An 18,557-nucleotide genomic window follows, 5' to 3' on the forward strand; every position below is an offset into this window, starting at 1 on the left:
AGATCGCTTGTCGCCTCGTCCTGCGATCGGCTAGGCTGGCGCATGTTGACGATCCGGCAGATCGAGATATTTCACGCCGTCATGATCACCAAGACGGTGAGCGGCGCGGCGCGCATGCTGGGCACGTCGCAGCCCGGCCTCAGCCGCATGATCGGGCACATGGAAGACAAGCTGCGCTTTCGCCTGTTCGACCGCACGCGCGGCCGCCTTCTGCCGACGCCCGAGGCGCAGGCTCTGTTTCAGGAAGTGGAACACGTTTTCAAGGGCTTCAGCGATCTCGAATACGTGGTGCAGCGACTGGCCAAGGGCGTCGATCGCACGTTCCGGGTCGGCGCATCGCCGTCGCTGGGCCATTCGGTGGTGCCCCAGATGCTCTCGCGGCTGACCGGGAATTATCCCGAAGTCACCATCCAGTTCGATATCCTTTCGGTGGAGCAGGCGGTGGACTGGCTGGCCCTGCAACGCGGCGACTATGCACTGACGGTGTTTCCGATCGATCATCCCAACGTGCTGTCGAGCCGGATCGGCACCGGCCGCATGGTCTGCGCGGTGCCCGCCGGGCACCACCTCGCGGACCGCCCCCGCATCACCCTCGCCGATATCCAGGGAGAGCGAATCCAGTCCTTCCGCAAGGAAACGCCGCACGGGCAGATCATCGCCCGCATGTACGAGGAAGCGGGCGAGGAACTGGACGTCGCGACTTACGTGCGCTTTGCGGAGACCGCGGTGGCCTTCGTCGCCAACGGCATGGGCGTCGCGCTGGTGGACAGCTTCACGGCGATGCAGGCCCATGCCGATTCCGTGCGCTTCCTGGAATTCGAGCAACCGGGCACCCTGCCCGTCTACGTCAGCCGCAACCTAGAAATCGCGCGAACGCTGGTAGGGGAGACGTTCGAGGAGATCGCGCGCAACATTCTCATAGCCCTTCCGCGATCGGCAGCGCATTCTCATCCATAACATAACGGCATGCCGAACATCATTGCGTGCACTGCGAGAATTGCGCCGTTGCCGTTACGACATGATCCGTTAAGGACCGCCAGGCCGATGCCGTTCGACAGCCGGACGTATTCCAAGACCGGGCGGGCACAGGCGCAAAGCAAGCGCCGCGAAGAGGATGGAGAAGGGCGTTACCATGGCCAGTTATTCCGCCGCAGGATCGGTGTCCGTGCGTCCCTACGTCACCGTGAACGGCCAGCCCGCCGACGCCAAGGTAACGCATGGGGACGACAACTGGTCGGCCCGTCAGGTGCTGATCGTGGCGATCTGCTTCCTGCTGAATATGCTCGACGGGATGGACGTGCTGATCCTGTCCTACATCGCCCCGGCACTGTCGGCGGACTGGCGCATCAGCCCGGAAAACCTCGGCGTCGTCTTCAGTGCCAGCCTTGCGGGAATGGCCGCCGGCGGCCTGCTGGTCGCCCCGCTTGCCGACAGGTTCGGACGCCGCAAGCTGATCCTCGCCTCGCTGATCATGATGGCGACGGCGATGTTCGGCTCTGGCCTCGCGACATCGGTGACCGAACTGCTCGTCACCCGCTTCATCGTCGGCATCGGCATCGGCACCGTCCTTGCCAGCATGGCGGCGCTGACCGCCGAGTATGCACCCGCGCGCCATCGCACCTTCGCGGTCGGCTTCCTGCAGGCAGGCTACCCGGTCGGCGCGACCCTGACGGGGTTCCTCGTCGCGCAGCACATCGAGGCGCACGGTTGGCAGGCGATGCTGCTGGGCGCGGCGACGCTGTGCCTGATCTCGATCCCGCTGGTCTTCGCCTTCCTGCCCGAATCGGTGGACTTCCTGCTCACCCGCCAGCCGGCCAACGCGCTGCAGCGGGCCAATCGCCTGCTCGTCGCCATCGGCCGCGCCCCGCTCGAGCGCCTTCCCGAGCGAGCCGATGCCCAGGCCGAGCGTGTCGGCCTGCGCGGCCTGCTCGGCGAAGGCCGCGCCGCCAGCACGATGCTGCTGTGGCTGGCGATCACCTTCAGCTTCATGACGCTTTACTTCGTCATCAGCTGGATTCCCAAGCTCGCCGTCGAAGCCGGCCTTCCGGCCAAGGATGCCATCTATGCCGGGGCGATCTACAACATCGGCGCCTTCATCGGCATCTCCTCGCTCAGCTATGTCGCCATGCGCGTCGATCTGCGCCGCCTGATCCTGGGCTACATGGTGCTGGCGGCAGGTGCGCTGGTGGTATTCGGTTCCGTCGCCATGCCGCTGGCGGCAACGCTTCTGACCGCCTTCCTCATCGGCGTCTTCGTGCAGGGCGGCTTCAATGGCTGCTACCCGCTGGCGACCAGCCTCTACCCTGCCGAAGCGCGCAGCACCGGGCTCGGCTGGGCGATGGGCGTGGGTCGCATCGGCGCGGTGATCGGCCCGATGCTGGGCGGCTTCCTGCTGGCCGAGAAGGTTTCGCTGCCCGTCATCTTCGCGATCTTCGCGGTGCCGGTGGTGCTGGCGGGCCTGTGCGTCTCGCTGATCCGCATGCCCCGGGCAAACTGACGCCCGCGACTCAAACGAAAAAAGCAAAACCCCGGGGCAGCCTGACGCTGCCCCGGGGTTTTGCTTTGTCAGCCCGTCGGGACCGGCGGGCGAAGGCTCACTCCGCCCCGACCGTCGCCCCGCGATAGCGGTTCTGCGCGGCCAGCCGCACCCCCGCATTCGCAGCGCCGTAGCCGACATAGGCCGCTGCCCGCTCCACGAACTCGAAGAAGAACAGCTTGTCGAACGCGCGGCTGTAAAGCTGCCGGTAGGAATTGCCCTCGAAATCCTCGTCGTAAAGCATATGCGCCTCCACCATCGCCGCGACCACATCGTCCGCCAGCCCGAAGCGGGCGGCAAGATCGTCGTAGTAGTTGGCGGGCACCTCGAGCATCGCCGCGCCGCGCGCCTGCAGCGCCTGCGCCGTGGCGACCATGTCCTCGCTGGTCAGCGCGACATGCTGGAAACCGCCCCCCAGCCCCTGCGCAAGGAACCGCGAGGACAGCGTTTCGCGCGCGTCCGATGCGTTGAGCGTCAGACGGAAGGCACCGTCGGGGGACTGCAGCGCCTGACTGTGCACGAGGCCCGCCGGGTCGATCACGTCCTGCGCGTCGCGCCCCTCCAGTCCGAACAACGCGCGCCAGTAGAGCTGCCACGACAGGAACTCGTCATTGTGGACGACGGCGGCGAGATGGTCGATGCCGCGCACTCCCGCATCGCCGGACACCTCGGTGTTTTCGACCGGCTCGAACTCGCGCGCCCACAGCGCTTCAGCGCCGGCATCCTCGACGAGATAGACCAGGCTACCGCCGACGCCGCGCAGTGCGGGCATCGCCATGCGACCAGGACGACCCTCGGGCCGATAGGCGCGAATGCCGAGCGCGGCGGCGCGGTCCATCACCGCCTGCGCATCGTTCACCCGCACCCCGATCGCGCAGATCGAAGTACCGTGAACGATCCGGTACGACTGCGCGAAACCGCGCGGCTCCGCATTGACCACCAGGTTGACTTCGCCCTGCCGCCAGCGCGTCACCTTCTTGGTGCGATGCGTGGCGGTCCGCGCGAAGCCGAGCGTCTCGAGCGTATCGCCCAGCCGCGCCACGTCGTTCGTACCTGCGGTGAACTCGACGAACTCCGCACGCAGCGGCGCCTGCGGGGCGGGCATCGCGGTCGGCTCGCCCAGCACGCGCAGCGCGGCGTCGCGGACGTATTCGAGCGAGCGATGCCCGTCCTCGGCGATCAGTTTCGTGGAGATCGAACGGAAGCGGTCGTTGAAGATCTCCAGCGACAGCGGGCCGTCGTAGCCGGTGCGCAGGATCTCGGCCACGTAGCGCGCCAGATCGAAGCCGCCCTGTCCGGGCAGGTTGCGGAAATGGCGGCTCCAGTACAGCAGGTCCATATCCAGCAGCGGCGCATCGGCAAGCTGGACGTAGACGATCTTGTCGCCCGCGATCTCACGGATGCTTTCGCTGGGAATCCCGCGCGACAGCGAGTGGAAGCTGTCGAGGATGATGCCGATCGCCGGGTGGTCCACCGCCTTCACGATCGACCAGACGTCGCGGTGATCGTTGACGTGCCGCCCCCAGGCCAGCGCCTCGTAGCCGACGCGGATGCCGCGCTTCGCGGCGCGCTCGCCAAGGTCACGGAAGTCGTCGACGATGCGCTGGCGGTCGCCCAGCGATGCGGGCGAACAGTTCGAGCATACCAGGATGCGGTCCGTGCCCAGCGCTTCCATCACGTCGAACTTGCGCTCCGCCCGGTCGAGCGCGCGCTGCCGCAAGTCGCCGGGCATGCCTTCGAAATCGCGGAACGGCTGGTAGAGCGAGCAGGACAGCCCCGCGTCCTCCATCAGCCTGCGCACTTGCTGCGGTCGCAGCGCCGAACCGATCAGGTCGTTCTCGAATATCTCGACGCTCTGGAAACCGGCCTGCGCGGCGGCGGCCAGCTTTTCCTCGAGAGTGCCGCGCAGCGACACGGTGGCAATGGCGTTATGCATCGAAGGCTCCGCTGGATAGGGTCCATCCCATATCTGCGCACGGGAGGGCGACTTTAAGCGCCTGCGGAGCCGTCTTTCATAGCATTTGGTTATGGGCACAGGCTTTTCGATATATTCGAACGTTCCGTGCTATATTTTTCGTCTGAATAGAATTTCCCGATCAGGGTATCTGAAGTGGAAAGGGCAGCCCCCCGCCCCCCAAACCGCGATCAAGGACCAACCCCATGACGATTCAGACTTCACTCGGCCCGGAACTCGATATCGAAGGCGTCGAGCAAGTCATCCTGCCGCCGGTGCGCGACCTGGGTGACGGTTTCCGGGTCCGTCGTGCACTGCCAAGCGCGCAGCGCCGGATGGTCGGCCCGTTCATCTTCTTCGACCAGATGGGCGAGGCGGTGTTCCGCAGCGGTGAGGGTCTGGATGTCCGTCCGCACCCGCACATCGGTCTTTCGACCGTGACGTACCTGATCGAAGGCGAAATCCTTCATCGCGACTCGGTCGGCTCGCTGCAGGCGATCCGCCCCGGCGAGGTGAACTGGATGACCGCAGGCAGCGGTATCGTTCACTCCGAGCGCACGTCCGCCGAAAACCGCGCCAGCGGCGGCAAGCTGTTCGGCCTGCAGACCTGGGTGGCCCTGCCGAAGGAAGCGGAGGAGACGGCTCCCGCCTTCTCGCACCACAAGGCGCACGAAATCCCGTTCACGGAAGATGCGGGAACCCGCCTGACCCTGATCGCGGGCAGTTCGGACGGTATGACCTCGCCGTTGAAGACCTGGTCCGACATGGTCTATGCCGACATCGCCATGCAGGACGGAGCACGCTACCGCGTCAAGGCCGAGCATATCGAGCGCGCGATCTACGTCGTTTCAGGCGCGGTCGAAGTCGAAGGCCAGACCGGCACTTTCGCGGCGGGCCAATTGGTCGTGTTCAAGCCCGATGCCGAACTCGTGCTGCGCGCCAGCGGCCCTGCCCGACTGATGCTGCTGGGCGGCGAGCCCCTTCCCGAAAAGCGCCATATCTTCTGGAATTTCGTCTCGTCCTCCGCCGATCGCATCGAGCAGGCCAAGGAGGACTGGCGCGAACAGCGGTTTGCCCCGGTGCCCGGCGAGCACGAATTCATCCCGCTTCCGGCTTGAGGAGAACAACGATGGCACATGGAACCGCACATATCGGCGATACCCACTGGCGCACCGAGATCGTCGTCGGCGGCCACGCGATCACGGCGGACGAGCCTGAGGCTCTGGGCGGACAAGGCGCAGGCCCGGCCCCCTACGACCTGCTGCTTGCCAGTCTGGGCGCGTGCACCGCGATCACGCTAAAGATGTACGCGGCGCGCAAGGGCTGGCCACTGCAGTCGCTCGACGTCGAACTGCATCTGGGAGGCGGCAAGGACGGCATGCATATCGAGCGCCGGCTGCCGATCATCGGGCTGGACGAGGACCAGAAAGCCCGTCTCGCCGACATCGCCGAGCGTACGCCGGTAACGCTCACCCTCAAGGGCGGATCGCCGATCGAGACGACGCTCGCCTGAAACCATTGCCGTGCCTGTGGACGGGATACCGGGCCGCGCGACAAACAATTGCGAATGATTCGCAATCGTGTTAGCGACTCTCTTTCCGTCAACTTCACCCGAGACCCTGCTTGGACGACCTGATCCGCCACCGCGCTGCTCTCGTGAGCTATGCGCGGCCGATCGTGCGCGATCGGTTCGAGGCGGAGGATGTTGTGCAGGAGGCATTTCTCAGGCTTGCGGCGGCCGACGGCAATGCCGCTCGGCAGAATATCCGCAGCCCGCTGTCCTATCTCTACCGCATCGTACGCAACATCGCGCTCGACAAGGTGCGGCGCGAGAAGATCGAACGGCGCGAAGAGGAAGTTCCACAGTGGTGGATGCTGCCCACGGAAACCGCCAGTCCCGAAGACGAGGCGGCCAGAGGACAACTGATCGACAGGATCGAGAAGGTCCTTCGGGACATGGAACCGCGCATGCGCCTCGCTCTCGAGATGAACAGGTTCGAAGGATACACGCTTCAGGAGATCGCCGACAGATTATCGGTCTCGGTCGCGACCGTGCATCGCCTCGTCAGGGAGGCACTCAGCCGGATAGCCATGGCGATCGGGGAGGACGAGGCGTGAGCCATGCTCCTTCATGCCGAAAAAAATGCGGCACGCGTGAAAAATGCGTGAGCCTCGACCGTCATGCAGGTTGCCGGAGCATCGGCGCAGCAGCAAGGCAGACACCATGAACCCCGCCCCGCTTTCGAAGGAGACGATGGACGCTGCCGTCGGCTATCTCCTCGACGCGCAAGCCGCGCCGGAAGACACGGCGCTGCGCGAGCGCATCGAGGCGTGGCTGGATGAAACGCCCGAGCATCGGCAGGCATGGACGCAGGCGCGCAAGGCCTGGGCCGTGCTTGGCGATGTGGAGCGGGCGCAGCGGGCGCCGTCTTCTACGGCGACGGTACTGCCCTTTACCCCGCGGGCGCGATCGCAACCGACTTATCGCCGGGTCATGGCCTCGCTCGGCGCACTGGCGGCCTCGGTCGCACTGGCGCTTGCGATCTCGCCGTCGCTGCTGCTCAGGCTGAGCGCCGACTATGCCACCGGCACCGGCCAACTGCGCGACGTGCAATTGCCGGACGGGACGCGGGTGACGCTTGGCGCACGCAGCGCGATAGACGTGGACCTGACCGGCAATGAGCGGCGTGTCCGACTGGTCGCGGGCGAGGCATGGTTCGATGTGGCGCGCGATCCCGCCCATCCCTTCGTCGTCGCCAGCGGACGCACCGAAACACGTGTGCTGGGCACGGCATTCGAGGTCCGCTCCAGCCGGGAGCAAACGCAGGTCGGTGTCGCCAGAGGGCATGTGCGCGTCAGCGCGAGCGGCAACAGTGAGGACCTGCTTCCCGGCGACCGCGTCCTTGTCGACAATGCAAGCGGCGCGATGCGCGAGGACAAGGTGCCGGTCGCTTCGCTCGCGGGATGGCGCGATGGCTATCTCTTCGCCGAAAATGCGACGGTCGGAGAGGTCGTCGAGGAAATGCGGCGCTATGACAAAGGCTGGATCGTCCTTGCCGACAAGGCGTTGGCCGCCCGCCGCATCACGGGTCTGTATGATGCTCGCAGACCGGCAGCAGCGCTTGCCGCGATCGTCGAGCCTGCCGGTGGTTCGATCACCCGCGTCACCCCCTACCTGACGATCGTTCGGGCGCGCTGACTGCGCCTTTTCGCATGATGTGCGAGAAAATTATCGAGTTGCGTGAAAAATTCCGGAGCGCTTTCCGTCTACCTCGCGATTGCAACGCAATTGCAAGTTCGGATCAATCTGGGGGTCACAAATGACAATCAATTCGCGTGGCGGGCTGCGTCCCCGCCGTGATGGCCTGCGCCTTGCGCTGTTGGCGGCTGCGTGGACTAGCATGATCGCGCTCGCCGCGCCGGTGCAGGCACAGGACGCGTCGCAGTCGGCAGGCACGCGCTTCGATATTCCCGCGCAGCCGCTGGCGAGCGCGATCAACATGTTCGGGCGGCAATCGGGGCTGCAGGTCACGGCGGACGCCACGCTCGTAAACGGCGTGCGCAGCCAGGCGATCCAGAGCGAGATGCCCGCGCTCACGGCGCTCAGCCACATGCTGTCCGGCACCGGTATCACCTGGCGCATGGCGGGCAATGCCGTCGTGCTCATCGCGGCGCCGAGGAGCGCGGACGGCGCCGTCCAACTGGGATCGGTGCGGGTCGAGGCCGCCTCCATGGACGGCGCAGGTACTTACGCGGGATCACCTGATCTTCCCCCAGCCTATGCAGGCGGCCAAGTCGCAACGGGCGGACAGCTTGGCCTGCTGGGCAATGTCAGCGTGATGGACACGCCGTTCAACGTCACCAACTACACCAGCCAACTGATCGAGAACCAGAACAGCCGCAGCCTGCTCGACGTGCTCGACAACGATCCCTCGATCCGCGCGAGCGGCGCGCGCGACGGCGAGACCACCACCGTCATCATGCGCGGTTTCGAACTTACGGGGCGCGAAGTGCTCGTCAACGGCATGTTCGGCGCTTCCGACACGCGCGGGACGATGATCGAGGCGGTCGAGCGGGTCGAAGTCCACAAGGGGCCGAGCGCGATGCTCAACGGCGTCAGCCCCTGGGGCTCGTCCTATGGCGGCTCGATCAACTACGTACTCAAGCGGGCCGGTGATGCGCCGCTCAACCGCGTGACGGCGACATATGCCTCGGAAAGCCAATTCGGCGCCAATCTCGACGTGTCGCGTCGGTTCGGCGTGAACAAGGGCTTCGGCGTGCGCGTCAACGCGGTCTACCGCGACGGTGCCACCGACGTCGACTACACGAACAACCGCTCGGCCATGCTCGCCGCCGGGCTCGACTACCGCAGCGACGACTTGCGCGTGACGATCGACCTCGGCCATCAGGACCGCCTGCTCAAAGGCGGCTGGAGCAGCACCCGTATCGGCTCGCGCGTGGCCGTGCCCAAGGCGCCCGATGCGCGGACCAACTCCAAGCAGAAGTGGGAGTTCTGGGACGGCCAGAACGACTACGCCATCGGCCGCATCGAATACGACTTCGCGCCCGGCTGGACGGCCGCTGCTGCCTATAGCCGCAACCAGTCGGATGAACTCTACATCCAGGTGATCGACAGCATCACCAACGTGGACGGCACCAAGAGCGGCTTTCCCTACTGGATCCCGGCGCGCAGCCGAAACGAGAGCTATGAGGGCTCGATCAAGGGCAAGTTCGATACCGGGCCCGTCTCGCACAGCCTTTCGGTGATCGCCTCGGCCAACAATGCAAAGCGCGGCCAGCTGAACTACTACATCGCGAACTGCACGACCGGCTGCGCGGCCTCGAACATCTATACGCCGATCTATTACCCGGCACCCGATACCAGCGCGCTGAGCAAAGATGCCGGGCGCCTGACGTCCCAGTACGACTATGAAGGACAAGCCATCGCCGACATCATGAGCATGGCCGACGACCGCGTCGTGCTTATGGTCGGCGCGCGGCGGCAAAAGGTGGGGCAGAAGACCTTCTCCGCCACCGGTGACCTGACCCGCCGCTACAACCGCAACCGGGTGTCGCCCTCGGTCGGGCTGGTGGTGAAGCCGGTGGAGAACCTCTCGGTCTACGCCAGCTACATCGAATCGCTCAACCCGGGCGGCATCGCCAGCAGCTACTACGCCAATGCCGGGGACATCTTCATGCCCTTCGTCACCGACCAGTACGAAGCCGGTGTGAAGTATGATCTCGGCACCTTAACCGTGACGGCCGACGTGTTCCAGATCGCGGTGCCCAGCGCCGTCGAAGTGGCCAGCACCACCGGCGGTTCGCCGACGCTCGAATACGACGGCCTGCAGCGCAATCGCGGCATCGAGCTGAACCTGTTCGGCCAGCCCTTCGACCACCTGCGGCTGCTCGGCGGCGTGATGTACCTCGACGCGGAGATGACGAAGACCGAGGGCGGGCTCAACGACGGACGCCGCGCACGCGGTTCGCCGGAGTTCAACGCCAACCTCGGCGCCGAATGGGACGTGGCGATGGTGCCGGGCCTGACCGTAACCGGCCGCGTCGTCTACACCAGCCGCGAGTACATCGACCTCACGACCACCAACGCGCGCAGCATCCCGGCCTGGACCCGCGTAGATGCCGGTATCCGCTATGCCTTCGAGGCGGCAGGTCGCCCGATGCAGTTCCGCCTGACCGCCGACAACCTGTTCGACCGCAACTACTGGGCGGCGGCATCGCGCGGGGTGCTGACGATGGGTGCGCCGCGCTCGATCCGCGCGTCGCTCGCCATCGATTTCTGATCGGGGCGATGGCCTATCGCCAATCCCCGGCTGACCGCCTGCGCGGCCTGTCGATCACGCTCCTCCTGCACGTTTGTGCGGGGGGAGCGTTGCTCGTCGGCTGGTCTTTCGCGGCGGCCCCGCCGCCGCTGCGTGCTCCGCTGACGGTGATCGATCTTGCCGCGCCTGCATCCCCGCCCCAGCCCGAGCAGGAAACGCCCAAGGATGCCCCGGAGCCGGTGGAGCAGCAGGACCCGGTGCTGCCCGTGCCCCAGCGGATCGAGGTGCCGCAGGCGGCGATCGCCCTGGCGCCATCCTCGCCAGCGGCGCGCCCCGTGGATGCACCGCAACCCCGCCCCGAACAGGCGGAGGCTGCAGCGCCCAAGGCGATCGAGGCGCCGCCCGCCGTCACCGTATCCTCCAACGCACCCGACAGCTGGGAGGGCCGCGTCCTCGCCCGGCTTGCCAGCCGCAAGCGCTACCCGGCGACAGCCCGCGCGCGGCGCGAGCAGGGCGTTGCGTGGGTGCGCATCACCATGGACCGCCGGGGCCGTGTGCTTGCGGTGGCATTGGCACAAGTATCGGGCAGTTCGGCGCTCGACCGCGAGGCCCTTGCGCTGCCGCACCGTGCGGACCCGCTGCCCGAACCGCCGAAGGAGCGCGGCGGAGAGACCCTGGACCTCGTGGTCCCCGTCGAATTCATGCTGCCGCGTTGAAGCTTACAGCGCCTGCAGGAATGCGACCAGCGCCTCACGCTCCTCGCGCGTAAGATCGCGGGGTTTGAGCAGGGGGTCGGCCTGTGGCGGCGGCGCGGCCTCGCCGGGCGCCTGCACCGCGTCGTTGGGACCGCCGCCGCCGGAATAGAACATCACGACCGGCTCGAGAAACGGGAAGAAGCCGTTGTGCATGTAAGGCCGGGTATGGATCAGTCCGCGCAGCGTCGGCGTGCGGAACGCGCCGACGTCCTCGGGACGCCCTGTGACATTCCAGCGCCCCAGGTCCTGGCGCTCGGTGCCGTAGAAGCTCAGCCCCAGATTATGGAACCGGTTGTCCGTCAGCAGCGGGCCGCTGTGGCAGTTCGCGCACCCCGCCTTGGTCCGAAACAGATGGAGCCCGCGCACCTGCTGGTCGCTGAGCGCCGAAACCCCTTGCGTGAACACGCGGTCCCAGCGATTGCGCGGCGGGGTCAGGCTGCGTTCGTAGGCGGCGATCATTCCGGCAATGTCGTTGAACCCGATCCGGCGAGTCCCGATCAGTGCGGCAAAGGCGCTGCGATAGCTTGCCTCGCGATTGATCCATCGCTCGATCCGCTTGCGGCTTCCAGCCATTTCGAGAGGATCGGAGAGCGGTCCCAAGACCTGGCCTTCAAGGGTCGCCTCCCTCCCGTCCCAGAACAGTCCATGAGTCCATGCGGCGGCAATGAGCGATGGTGCGTTTCTCCGCCCGCGCTTGCGATCATGCCCGAAGGAGGTGCGCAGGCCATCGGTGAAACCCAGCTCTGCATTGTGGCAGGATGCGCAGGCGATCTGCCGCGATCCGGAAAGTCTCGGCTCTTCGAACAGTCTCTGCCCAAGCGCTATTTCTTCGGGGACCTGAGGCGTAGGCAGGGATGGGACCGGACCGAACTCGGCGAAATGCGCTCCCGGCTCAAGCCAGGGCCGCGGCCAGCTATCAGGCTGCCCGGCATAGAGCGCCCGCAATGTTGCCACTTCGCCATCGCCCGGGTCGGCCCGCGATCCGGGCGATGGCGAAGCAAGGGCCAGGGCAATCGCTGACATCGCAAGCATCAAGGAACCAATTGGGGAAGTCACGGAGCACTCTCGCGATGAACGGTTCATCGAAGACGAATGGGCGCCCCGGTTTTTTCATGTCGGCTGAGACTTCAAAAAGCGACGCGCAGTCGCTATCGAGCGCGCAGCGCAGGCAGTCGAAAGCAACAATGCAGGAATCGCCGTGACGGCGATCGCGGTCAGCAGACGTCCACCAAGCAGCAGGTCCGACAACGCGCCCGCAGCCAGGGGACCGATCGCGCAGAACACCGATACCACGAAGCTCCAGATGGCAAAGCTGCGCGCGCGTAGCGTGGCCGGGGTCAGATCCTGCAACATGGTCGGAACCAGGGCGTTCGCGGTGCAGGTGACGAAAAGGAACAACGCCACCACCCACAGCGCCGCGTCCACGCTGTCTATCACGATCAACAAAGCGGAGCACGGCACCGCGCACAAGGCACCCGCGCCCATGATCAACGGACGCGCCGCCAGACCGAAACGGCTCCGCAGCGTCCGGTCGAGCAGACCCGCCACCGGCAGGCAACCGATCGAGGTCACGAGCGTGACCACCCCCATGGCATGGCCGACCTTGCCGAGGTCCGCATCGAAGCGTCGCTCCAGCGCCAGCGCAATCAGCGGATTGAGCGCTTGCACCGCGATCATCAGGCTTCCCGCAACGCCGACGAACAAACCCACGGCCTGCCACCGCTCACGCAGAAAGGGTCCGAGCGCGGCCGACCTCCCTCCTGGGTCCGACGGCGCGATCTGGCGTGCCGGGTCGTGAGTCAGAAGGCCGAGGGCAAAGAGCGGGGCACCGGCGAAAGACAACAGCAGCAGCGCCTTGCGCCACGACTCCATCGCGAAGGGTAGCGCCTTCTGGGCCGTCTGGACGATCACCTCGCCGAAATAGAATCCCGCGCTCGCCCCAGCAGCCATCAGCGCAGCGAAGCACAGATTGGCCGTCACGCGATGCCGATCCGGCGCGATGTCGGGGATCATCGAGTACACGATCGGTATCATCGCGAACTCGGTTACGCCCGAAGCCGCGCGGCCTACGAAGAACAGCGGAAAATCGGGCGCCAGTGCGCTCAGGGCCATCAGGCAAGTCCAGCCCGCGATCAGGCCGAGCAGCACTTTCTTGCGTGACAGGCGATCCGCCAGCCTGGCCAGCGGTACGGCGATCGCGCTCCCGACAAGGACACCAGCAAGGCCCTGAAGCGCCCCGATCGTCGCATCCCCGACCCGGAAACTTTCCTGGATGGCCGAGAGCAGGATCGACTGAAGGCCCCGGTCGCTCATCTGGACACCCGCCGTCACGCCGAGAAAGGCGACGGTGAACAAGCCGCCGGAAGTCCATGTCGCCGGTCCATCGGCGCTATCGGCCTCGTACTCCGGCAGTGCCAGCGCCATTCCGTCTCGCCCCACGATATCGAGCACACGTCGCTGCGGACGCGGCGATCGGACAAGCAGTCGCATCTGGAAGGCGGTGCTGCAAGTGATTATCACTAGCCATTTTCAGGCGATGCCCGGTCAGTACGAGGTCCTTGTCCGGATTTGCATATCCTATCGTCAATGGTGCTGTGGCCGGTCATGGCATCAGGATCGAACAAGCATTCCGCCAAATTATTGCATTTGCGAATCATTATATATAACGGTTTGCATGCGCGGTTATCCGCGCGATCTCAGCCCTTGCGAGCCTACGCGCCGGCACGCCGTCGGCCATCCCGCTCGAACCGGAAAGAAATGACCCGCCATGAGCTCTCTCGACGAAACCATGAAGCAATTCCTTGCCGTCCAGCTGCCGATCCAGTCCACGGTGAGCAAGGAAGGCCTCCCTGACATCGGCCCCAAGCGCTCGCTTCGCGTTTATGACGACAAGACGCTTATCTATAACGAAAACACCGGTGGCCAGACGCTGCAGAACATCCTCGACGGATCGAAGATGGCCGTCGCGGTGATCGATCGCGATGCGCTCGACGGCTATCGTTTCATCGGACGGCCGGAAGTCTTTTCCGAGGGCGATGCCTTCGATAACGCCGTCGCTTTCGCCGACACGGCCGGGATGAAGACGCCGAAATTCGCCGTGCTCATCCATATCGAGGACATCTTCACGCTCCGCTCCGGCCCGACCGCGGGAACCAGACTGGCGGCCTGATACGGCTGGATACCGATCCGGCGCCCAGGCATCGGATCGGTATCGGTCCATTGAAGCGACCGTGCCTTCACCCCGTTCTCAATACCGGGGAGGTGACGGGTCCATGGCGCGAAGCGCAGCGCTGCGCACCTCCATCACCTGAGCGACAACTGCATCGCTCGACCAACCGGCGCGGGGCAATACGGACGTCAGGCTCCGTACTGCGCCTTTCAGGTGAACAAGGCACTGTCGGCGGAAATCCGGCGGACTTTCCATGTCGTCGACCACTTCCACGAGTCGCCGCGACAGCCCGGCGATCGCTTTGCCCGCATCCTCGCACCGGCCCAGGACGATCCAGTTTTCGGCAGCATTGGTGGTCGCGACTACCAGCATCGGCGCCGGATCGCAGCGCATCACACCGCCCGCCTGCGCAATCTCGAACAGCCGGTTCGCTTCGTAAAGTGCAGCGCCGTACAGGCGATCCGCTTCATCCCATCGACGTTTGGCGAATGCCATGTTGGCAAAGCGGTTCAGCCGCTTCCAATGCCGGTCGTCCAGGGGCCGATCGCCGGGCTGATACACAGGGCTTCCTTTTTCACTTGCATATGCGACTGCTTCGCATTAGCTTTTATTTCGCGGCTTGCCTCTCTCGTCAAGCCTCAAGCCCGGAGGAATGCTTGTCATGGGGCATTCCTCTCATCCTGTGACCCTTGGCCGGAGCGGCTCCTTGCCTTGCTCGCTCCGGCCACCTTTTTGTCACGGACATGAAAATCCACCCGGCACCGCAGAAAACGGCGCCCGGTGGTGAATTATTCGATCTTTCGATGCAGCCCTCAGGCGGCCGCGATCTCCACCAGATCGGCGCCATATTCGACGAGGTCGTTGGCCGCCGCGTGCACCGCGCTGACCACGCCGGCGGCAGTGCTGACCACCTCGGTCTTGCGTCCCAGCACGTCGAGGCGGGCGAGCACGTCGCCGACCTGCACCGCGTCTCCGGCCGCGCAGCACGGCTCGAACAGGCCGAGGTGCGGTGCCTGCGCGACGCCCGCGATCGTGGCCGCAGTGACGGCCTCCGCCGCGCCGGCCTCCAGCGCCAGCAGCGGGTTCGCGCCGCCCTCCGGCCGGGCGAGGAACAGCGACCAGTCGGCCGAGCGGAAGTACAAGTCCTTCAGCGGCGAGCGCTCGAACTGCAGCAGCATAGCGCGGATATCGTGAATGGGCGAGGTCATCGGCTCAATCCTCCAGCGCGACCAGAAGGGCCGGCAGCACCGGCTCGGTTATCATGCGCGTAATCCCCGCCCGCCGGGCGATGCGCGCGATCTCGGCATTGGCGAGGCCGCTGCCGCGCGCCGCGGCGTGGCCCGCCAGCGCGCTCGCCAACTGTTCGTGGGTGCCTTCGGCCAGCAGCAGATCGACGTCCACCGCATCGGCGGAGGCGGCGTCCTCAGGGCGCAGCACTTCGATCGGGCAACGCTCGCGCGCCCAGCCGATCAGGCGGGAGAGGCGCTCGTCCTCGTCCTCGCGCGGCACCTGCGTTGCGAGTGCGCCTGCGAAGACCTTGCCGCTGGCGCCGTCCACGGTGACCACCTGCCCCGCCAGCACCAGGGCGCCGCTGCCGGTGCCGACCACGCAAGGGCGCCCCAGCGCCCGGCTGACGACGGCGGCGTGCGAGGTGGAGCCGCCCTGCTCGGTCACGACGGCGCGTGCGGCGATCATGCCGTGGACGTCGTCGGGACTGGTGGTGGCGCGCACCAGGATCACCGCTTCCCCAGCGGCGGCACGGCGCTCGGCTTCGTCGGAATCGGCCACCAGCACGCCGGTGGCGACGCCGGGGCAGGCGCCCTCGCCTTGCGCCACCACCTGTGCGCCCTCGGCGGCGTTGGGGGCGAGACGCGGCAGCAGTAGTGTCGAGACCTGCTCGGCGCTGACGCGGGAGAGCGCGGTGGCGGCGTCGATCCGCCCCTCGCCCACCATGTCCACCGCGATCCGCACCGCAGCCTCCGGGGCGCGCTTGGCCGAGCGGGATTGCAGCAGGTACAGCCTGCCCGACTGCACGGTGAACTCGATATCCTGCACGTCGCCGTTCTCGCGCTCCAGCATGTCGCTGGCGGCTAGGAGCGCGGCGTGCGCGTCGGGCACATGCGCCTGCATGGCCCCCAGCGAGAGCGGGGTGAATTTGCCCGAAACCACGTCCTCGCCCTGCGCGCGCGGCAGGTATTCGCCATAAGGCGCAGGGTCGCCCTGCAGCGGATTGCGGCTGAACAGGACGCCGGTGCCGCTCAGATCGTCGAGGTTGCCGAAGACCATCGCCTGCACCGTCACCGCCGTACCCATGTCGTGCGGGATGTTGTTATGTTCGCGGTAACGCCGCGCGCGGCGGGTGTTCCAGCTGTCGAACACCGCCCGCACCGCGCCGAGAAGCTGGTCGTGCACCGCGCCCGGAACCTCGCCGATCGCCGCGCGCCACTGCGCCGGGCTTTCGTCCGCTTCCAGCTCGACCGCCTGCTTGAGCACGATCGAACTGTAGAGTTCGAGGAACCGCCGATGCGTATCGCGGGCGAAGGCGGGCAGGCCCGTCTCGGCCGCCAGTGCCGCCTCGCCGTCATCGTCGATGCCGAGGTTGAGCACGGTGTCCATCATGCCGGGCATCGAGATCGCCGCGCCCGATCGGATCGAGAGCAGCAGCCGCTTGTCGCCCGCGCCGAAGCTGCGGCCGGTGCGGCGCTGCAGCCAATCGAGCCCGGCGGCGATCTCCGGCTCCAGCCCCTCGGGCATTTCGCCGCGCTCCAGATAGGCGAGGCAGGCCTTGGTGGTGATGACGAAGGCGGGCGGCACGTCGAGGCCGAGCGCGGCCATGCGCGCCACCGACCATGCCTTGCCGCCGATCAGCGCGCGGTCGGGCAGGTCGGCACCGTCCAGCAGGAGAGTCCAGTCGGCCATCGTCATTCCTCCCGCTCGCGGCCCATGGTCCGCAGCAGTTCCTCGTGCAGTTCGAACCAGACGGTATGGTAGCTGTCGCGCCGGATATCACTGACCCATTCGGGGTCGCCGTCCTCGGCCGCTTCCAGCGCGGCGAGCAGCTTGTCGGCGTAGTATTGCAGGCGCGGCAAGCGGCCCGCCAGCTTGGCAAGAATCGGCTCGGCCTGTTCGTGCAGCGCGCCGAGGCGGTCGATCACCGCGTCGTCGTGGGCCTTGTCGCTATGGTCGTTGGCCACCTTGGCGCCGCCGATATCCAACGTCTGCCAGTCGGTGATGATCTGCTTGAGGGTGCGATTGATCCGCTCGAAACCTTCGTAGGCGCCGACGAAGGCAGCATCCTCACGCACACTTGCGAAGTGGCGCGCATAGCGTGCGGTGAGCGCCACGCCCGCCAGCGGCGTCAGCGCATAGGCGCCGCGCGCCTCGATCACGCGGCCGGTGGCGACGGCCTGGTCGATCACCGCCTGTGCCGTGGCTTCGGGAAGCCCCGCAAGGTGCGCGATGGCGGGGAGCGGCGCATGGCGCTTGATCGCCGTGGCATGGAGCACAAGGTCGCGCTCGGTCATGGTCGTCGCCATCACGCCGCCTCCCCGATCACCCAGACGCGCGCGACGCGCTCGACGCCCTTTTGGTAGTCCTCGGTCGTCTTGGCCGGGGCGGAGACTTCCACCGAGATGCGATCGCCTTCGCGGATGCCGGCCACCTTGGCGTTCATCAGGCAGGGGATGTTGTACTCGCGCGTCAGGATGCCGAGGTGCGAGCGGACCGAGCCCCCGGCGCAGACCACGCCCGCGAACTGGTCGATGATCGGCGCGGTCAGGGTGCCGCCCGAATCGTCGATGATGGCGATGGCACCGGTGGGGACGCCGCTCGACAGCAGTTCCATGACCCGCTCGTTCGAACGCACGTAAAGCGCCTGGCCGACGATGTCGCTGGGATAGCGCACGACGTTGTCGCCAAGCCCCCGCAGGGCCTTGCCGTCATCGTCCGCGTCGCCGCTGGGCGCCTCTGGATGCGCGAAGCCGGTACTGGCTTCCGAAGCGGTGCCATCGGGCTTGTGCGCGTCGGGCCGCTCGGTGACGGAAACGCGCGCCGACCAGTCGAAGCGGTGGCCGCTGGCGAGGATGCGGGCCTCGACAGTCTCGATGTCCTCGCGCGTCACGAGGTCGTCGGCGGCGGTGAGCGCGAAGGCGTCCCAGTCCAGTCCCGATTCGCCGAAACGTGCGCGGATGCGTTCGCGCACAAGGTCCAGCACGGCTTCCACCAGCGGCGTCGCCGGCGGACCTGCGTGCAGCACGTCGTCGATAGGCAATTTAACGGAGCCCACGGTCCCTCCCAATCCTCTTTGTTGCGCACAGGGATGCCGCATGCCAATCACCCTGTCAACATGATTGGATGAAATCGT

At 66.4% G+C, this 18,557-nt stretch carries 17 protein-coding genes; 9 read left to right on the forward strand and 8 right to left on the reverse strand.

Annotated features, from left to right (window positions below; genetic code table 11):
- The first annotated feature begins 42 nt into the window (after positions 1 to 42).
- Entirely contained in the window at positions 43 to 957 is a 915-nt protein-coding gene (locus HWN72_RS17660) for a LysR family transcriptional regulator (RefSeq protein ID WP_008829184.1), read from the forward strand.
- 175 nt (positions 958 to 1,132) lie between these two features.
- Positions 1,133 to 2,497: an MFS transporter gene (locus HWN72_RS17665; protein WP_211150892.1), complete on the forward strand. Its 1,365-nt coding sequence runs from the start codon at positions 1,133 to 1,135 to the stop codon at positions 2,495 to 2,497.
- A gap of 97 nt (positions 2,498 to 2,594) precedes the next feature.
- Here HWN72_RS17665 and HWN72_RS17670 read toward each other — a convergent pair whose 3' ends face one another.
- The gene (locus tag HWN72_RS17670; protein WP_211150893.1) at positions 2,595 to 4,472 is read right to left on the reverse strand and encodes a bifunctional sugar phosphate isomerase/epimerase/4-hydroxyphenylpyruvate dioxygenase family protein; all 1,878 of its coding nucleotides are present in this window, start codon (positions 4,470 to 4,472) and stop codon (positions 2,595 to 2,597) included.
- 224 nt (positions 4,473 to 4,696) lie between these two features.
- Here HWN72_RS17670 and HWN72_RS17675 point away from each other — a divergent pair, with 224 nt between their 5' ends.
- The 6 genes from HWN72_RS17675 (at position 4,697) to HWN72_RS17700 (ending at position 10,986) form a co-directional block, all read left to right on the forward strand.
- Positions 4,697 to 5,608, forward strand: a complete 912-nt coding sequence (locus tag HWN72_RS17675; protein WP_211150894.1) for a pirin family protein — start codon at positions 4,697 to 4,699, stop codon at positions 5,606 to 5,608.
- An 11-nt stretch (positions 5,609 to 5,619) separates the two neighbouring features.
- A complete protein-coding gene (locus tag HWN72_RS17680; RefSeq protein ID WP_211150895.1) occupies positions 5,620 to 6,003 on the forward strand; it encodes an OsmC family protein in 384 nt (127 codons plus the stop codon).
- 110 nt (positions 6,004 to 6,113) lie between these two features.
- Entirely contained in the window at positions 6,114 to 6,608 is a 495-nt protein-coding gene (locus HWN72_RS17685) for an RNA polymerase sigma factor (protein ID WP_211150896.1), read from the forward strand.
- A gap of 106 nt (positions 6,609 to 6,714) precedes the next feature.
- Positions 6,715 to 7,689 (forward strand): FecR domain-containing protein, encoded by a 975-nt coding sequence (locus HWN72_RS17690; protein ID WP_051587207.1) that lies wholly within the window; start codon positions 6,715 to 6,717, stop codon positions 7,687 to 7,689.
- Between the two features lie 121 nt (positions 7,690 to 7,810).
- Positions 7,811 to 10,291: a TonB-dependent receptor gene (locus HWN72_RS17695; RefSeq protein ID WP_211150897.1), complete on the forward strand. Its 2,481-nt coding sequence runs from the start codon at positions 7,811 to 7,813 to the stop codon at positions 10,289 to 10,291.
- Positions 10,292 to 10,299: 8 nt separating this feature from the next.
- Positions 10,300 to 10,986, forward strand: coding sequence for an energy transducer TonB (locus tag HWN72_RS17700; protein ID WP_211150898.1), 687 nt, complete (start codon positions 10,300 to 10,302; stop codon positions 10,984 to 10,986).
- 3 nt (positions 10,987 to 10,989) lie between these two features.
- On the opposite strand, the gene HWN72_RS17705 is transcribed toward HWN72_RS17700, so the two are convergent.
- Both HWN72_RS17705 and HWN72_RS17710 read right to left on the reverse strand, forming a co-directional pair.
- On the reverse strand, positions 10,990 to 12,048 hold the full coding sequence (locus HWN72_RS17705; protein WP_248006092.1) for a cytochrome-c peroxidase: 1,059 nt from the start codon (positions 12,046 to 12,048) through the stop codon (positions 10,990 to 10,992).
- Between the two features lie 87 nt (positions 12,049 to 12,135).
- Positions 12,136 to 13,449, reverse strand: a complete 1,314-nt coding sequence (locus HWN72_RS17710; protein WP_211150900.1) for an MFS transporter — start codon at positions 13,447 to 13,449, stop codon at positions 12,136 to 12,138.
- A 343-nt stretch (positions 13,450 to 13,792) separates the two neighbouring features.
- Between HWN72_RS17710 and HWN72_RS17715 the strand changes: the two genes are divergently transcribed.
- Entirely contained in the window at positions 13,793 to 14,194 is a 402-nt protein-coding gene (locus tag HWN72_RS17715) for a pyridoxamine 5'-phosphate oxidase family protein (protein WP_008828886.1), read from the forward strand.
- 78 nt (positions 14,195 to 14,272) lie between these two features.
- On the opposite strand, the gene HWN72_RS17720 is transcribed toward HWN72_RS17715, so the two are convergent.
- From HWN72_RS17720 to HWN72_RS17740, 5 genes are all read right to left on the reverse strand, one after another.
- Positions 14,273 to 14,755 (reverse strand): hypothetical protein, encoded by a 483-nt coding sequence (locus HWN72_RS17720; RefSeq protein WP_211150901.1) that lies wholly within the window; start codon positions 14,753 to 14,755, stop codon positions 14,273 to 14,275.
- Between the two features lie 251 nt (positions 14,756 to 15,006).
- Positions 15,007 to 15,402 (reverse strand): acetyl-CoA carboxylase biotin carboxyl carrier protein subunit, encoded by a 396-nt coding sequence (locus tag HWN72_RS17725; RefSeq protein WP_008828884.1) that lies wholly within the window; start codon positions 15,400 to 15,402, stop codon positions 15,007 to 15,009.
- 4 nt (positions 15,403 to 15,406) lie between these two features.
- Positions 15,407 to 17,113 carry a pyruvate, phosphate dikinase gene (locus HWN72_RS17730; protein WP_248006093.1) on the reverse strand — a complete coding sequence of 569 codons (1,707 nt, stop codon included), beginning with the start codon at positions 17,111 to 17,113 and terminating at the stop codon, positions 15,407 to 15,409.
- A gap of 2 nt (positions 17,114 to 17,115) precedes the next feature.
- A complete protein-coding gene (locus tag HWN72_RS17735) occupies positions 17,116 to 17,730 on the reverse strand; it encodes a hypothetical protein (protein WP_211150903.1) in 615 nt (204 codons plus the stop codon).
- On the reverse strand, positions 17,730 to 18,479 hold the full coding sequence (locus tag HWN72_RS17740) for a PEP-utilizing enzyme (protein ID WP_289357185.1): 750 nt from the start codon (positions 18,477 to 18,479) through the stop codon (positions 17,730 to 17,732). Before HWN72_RS17740 ends, HWN72_RS17735 begins: the two co-directional genes overlap by 1 nt.
- Between the last annotated feature and the right edge of the window lie 78 nt (positions 18,480 to 18,557).

The organism is Novosphingobium sp. HR1a, from assembly GCF_015594425.1.
Classification (GTDB): Bacteria; Pseudomonadota; Alphaproteobacteria; order Sphingomonadales; family Sphingomonadaceae; genus Novosphingobium; species Novosphingobium resinovorum_A.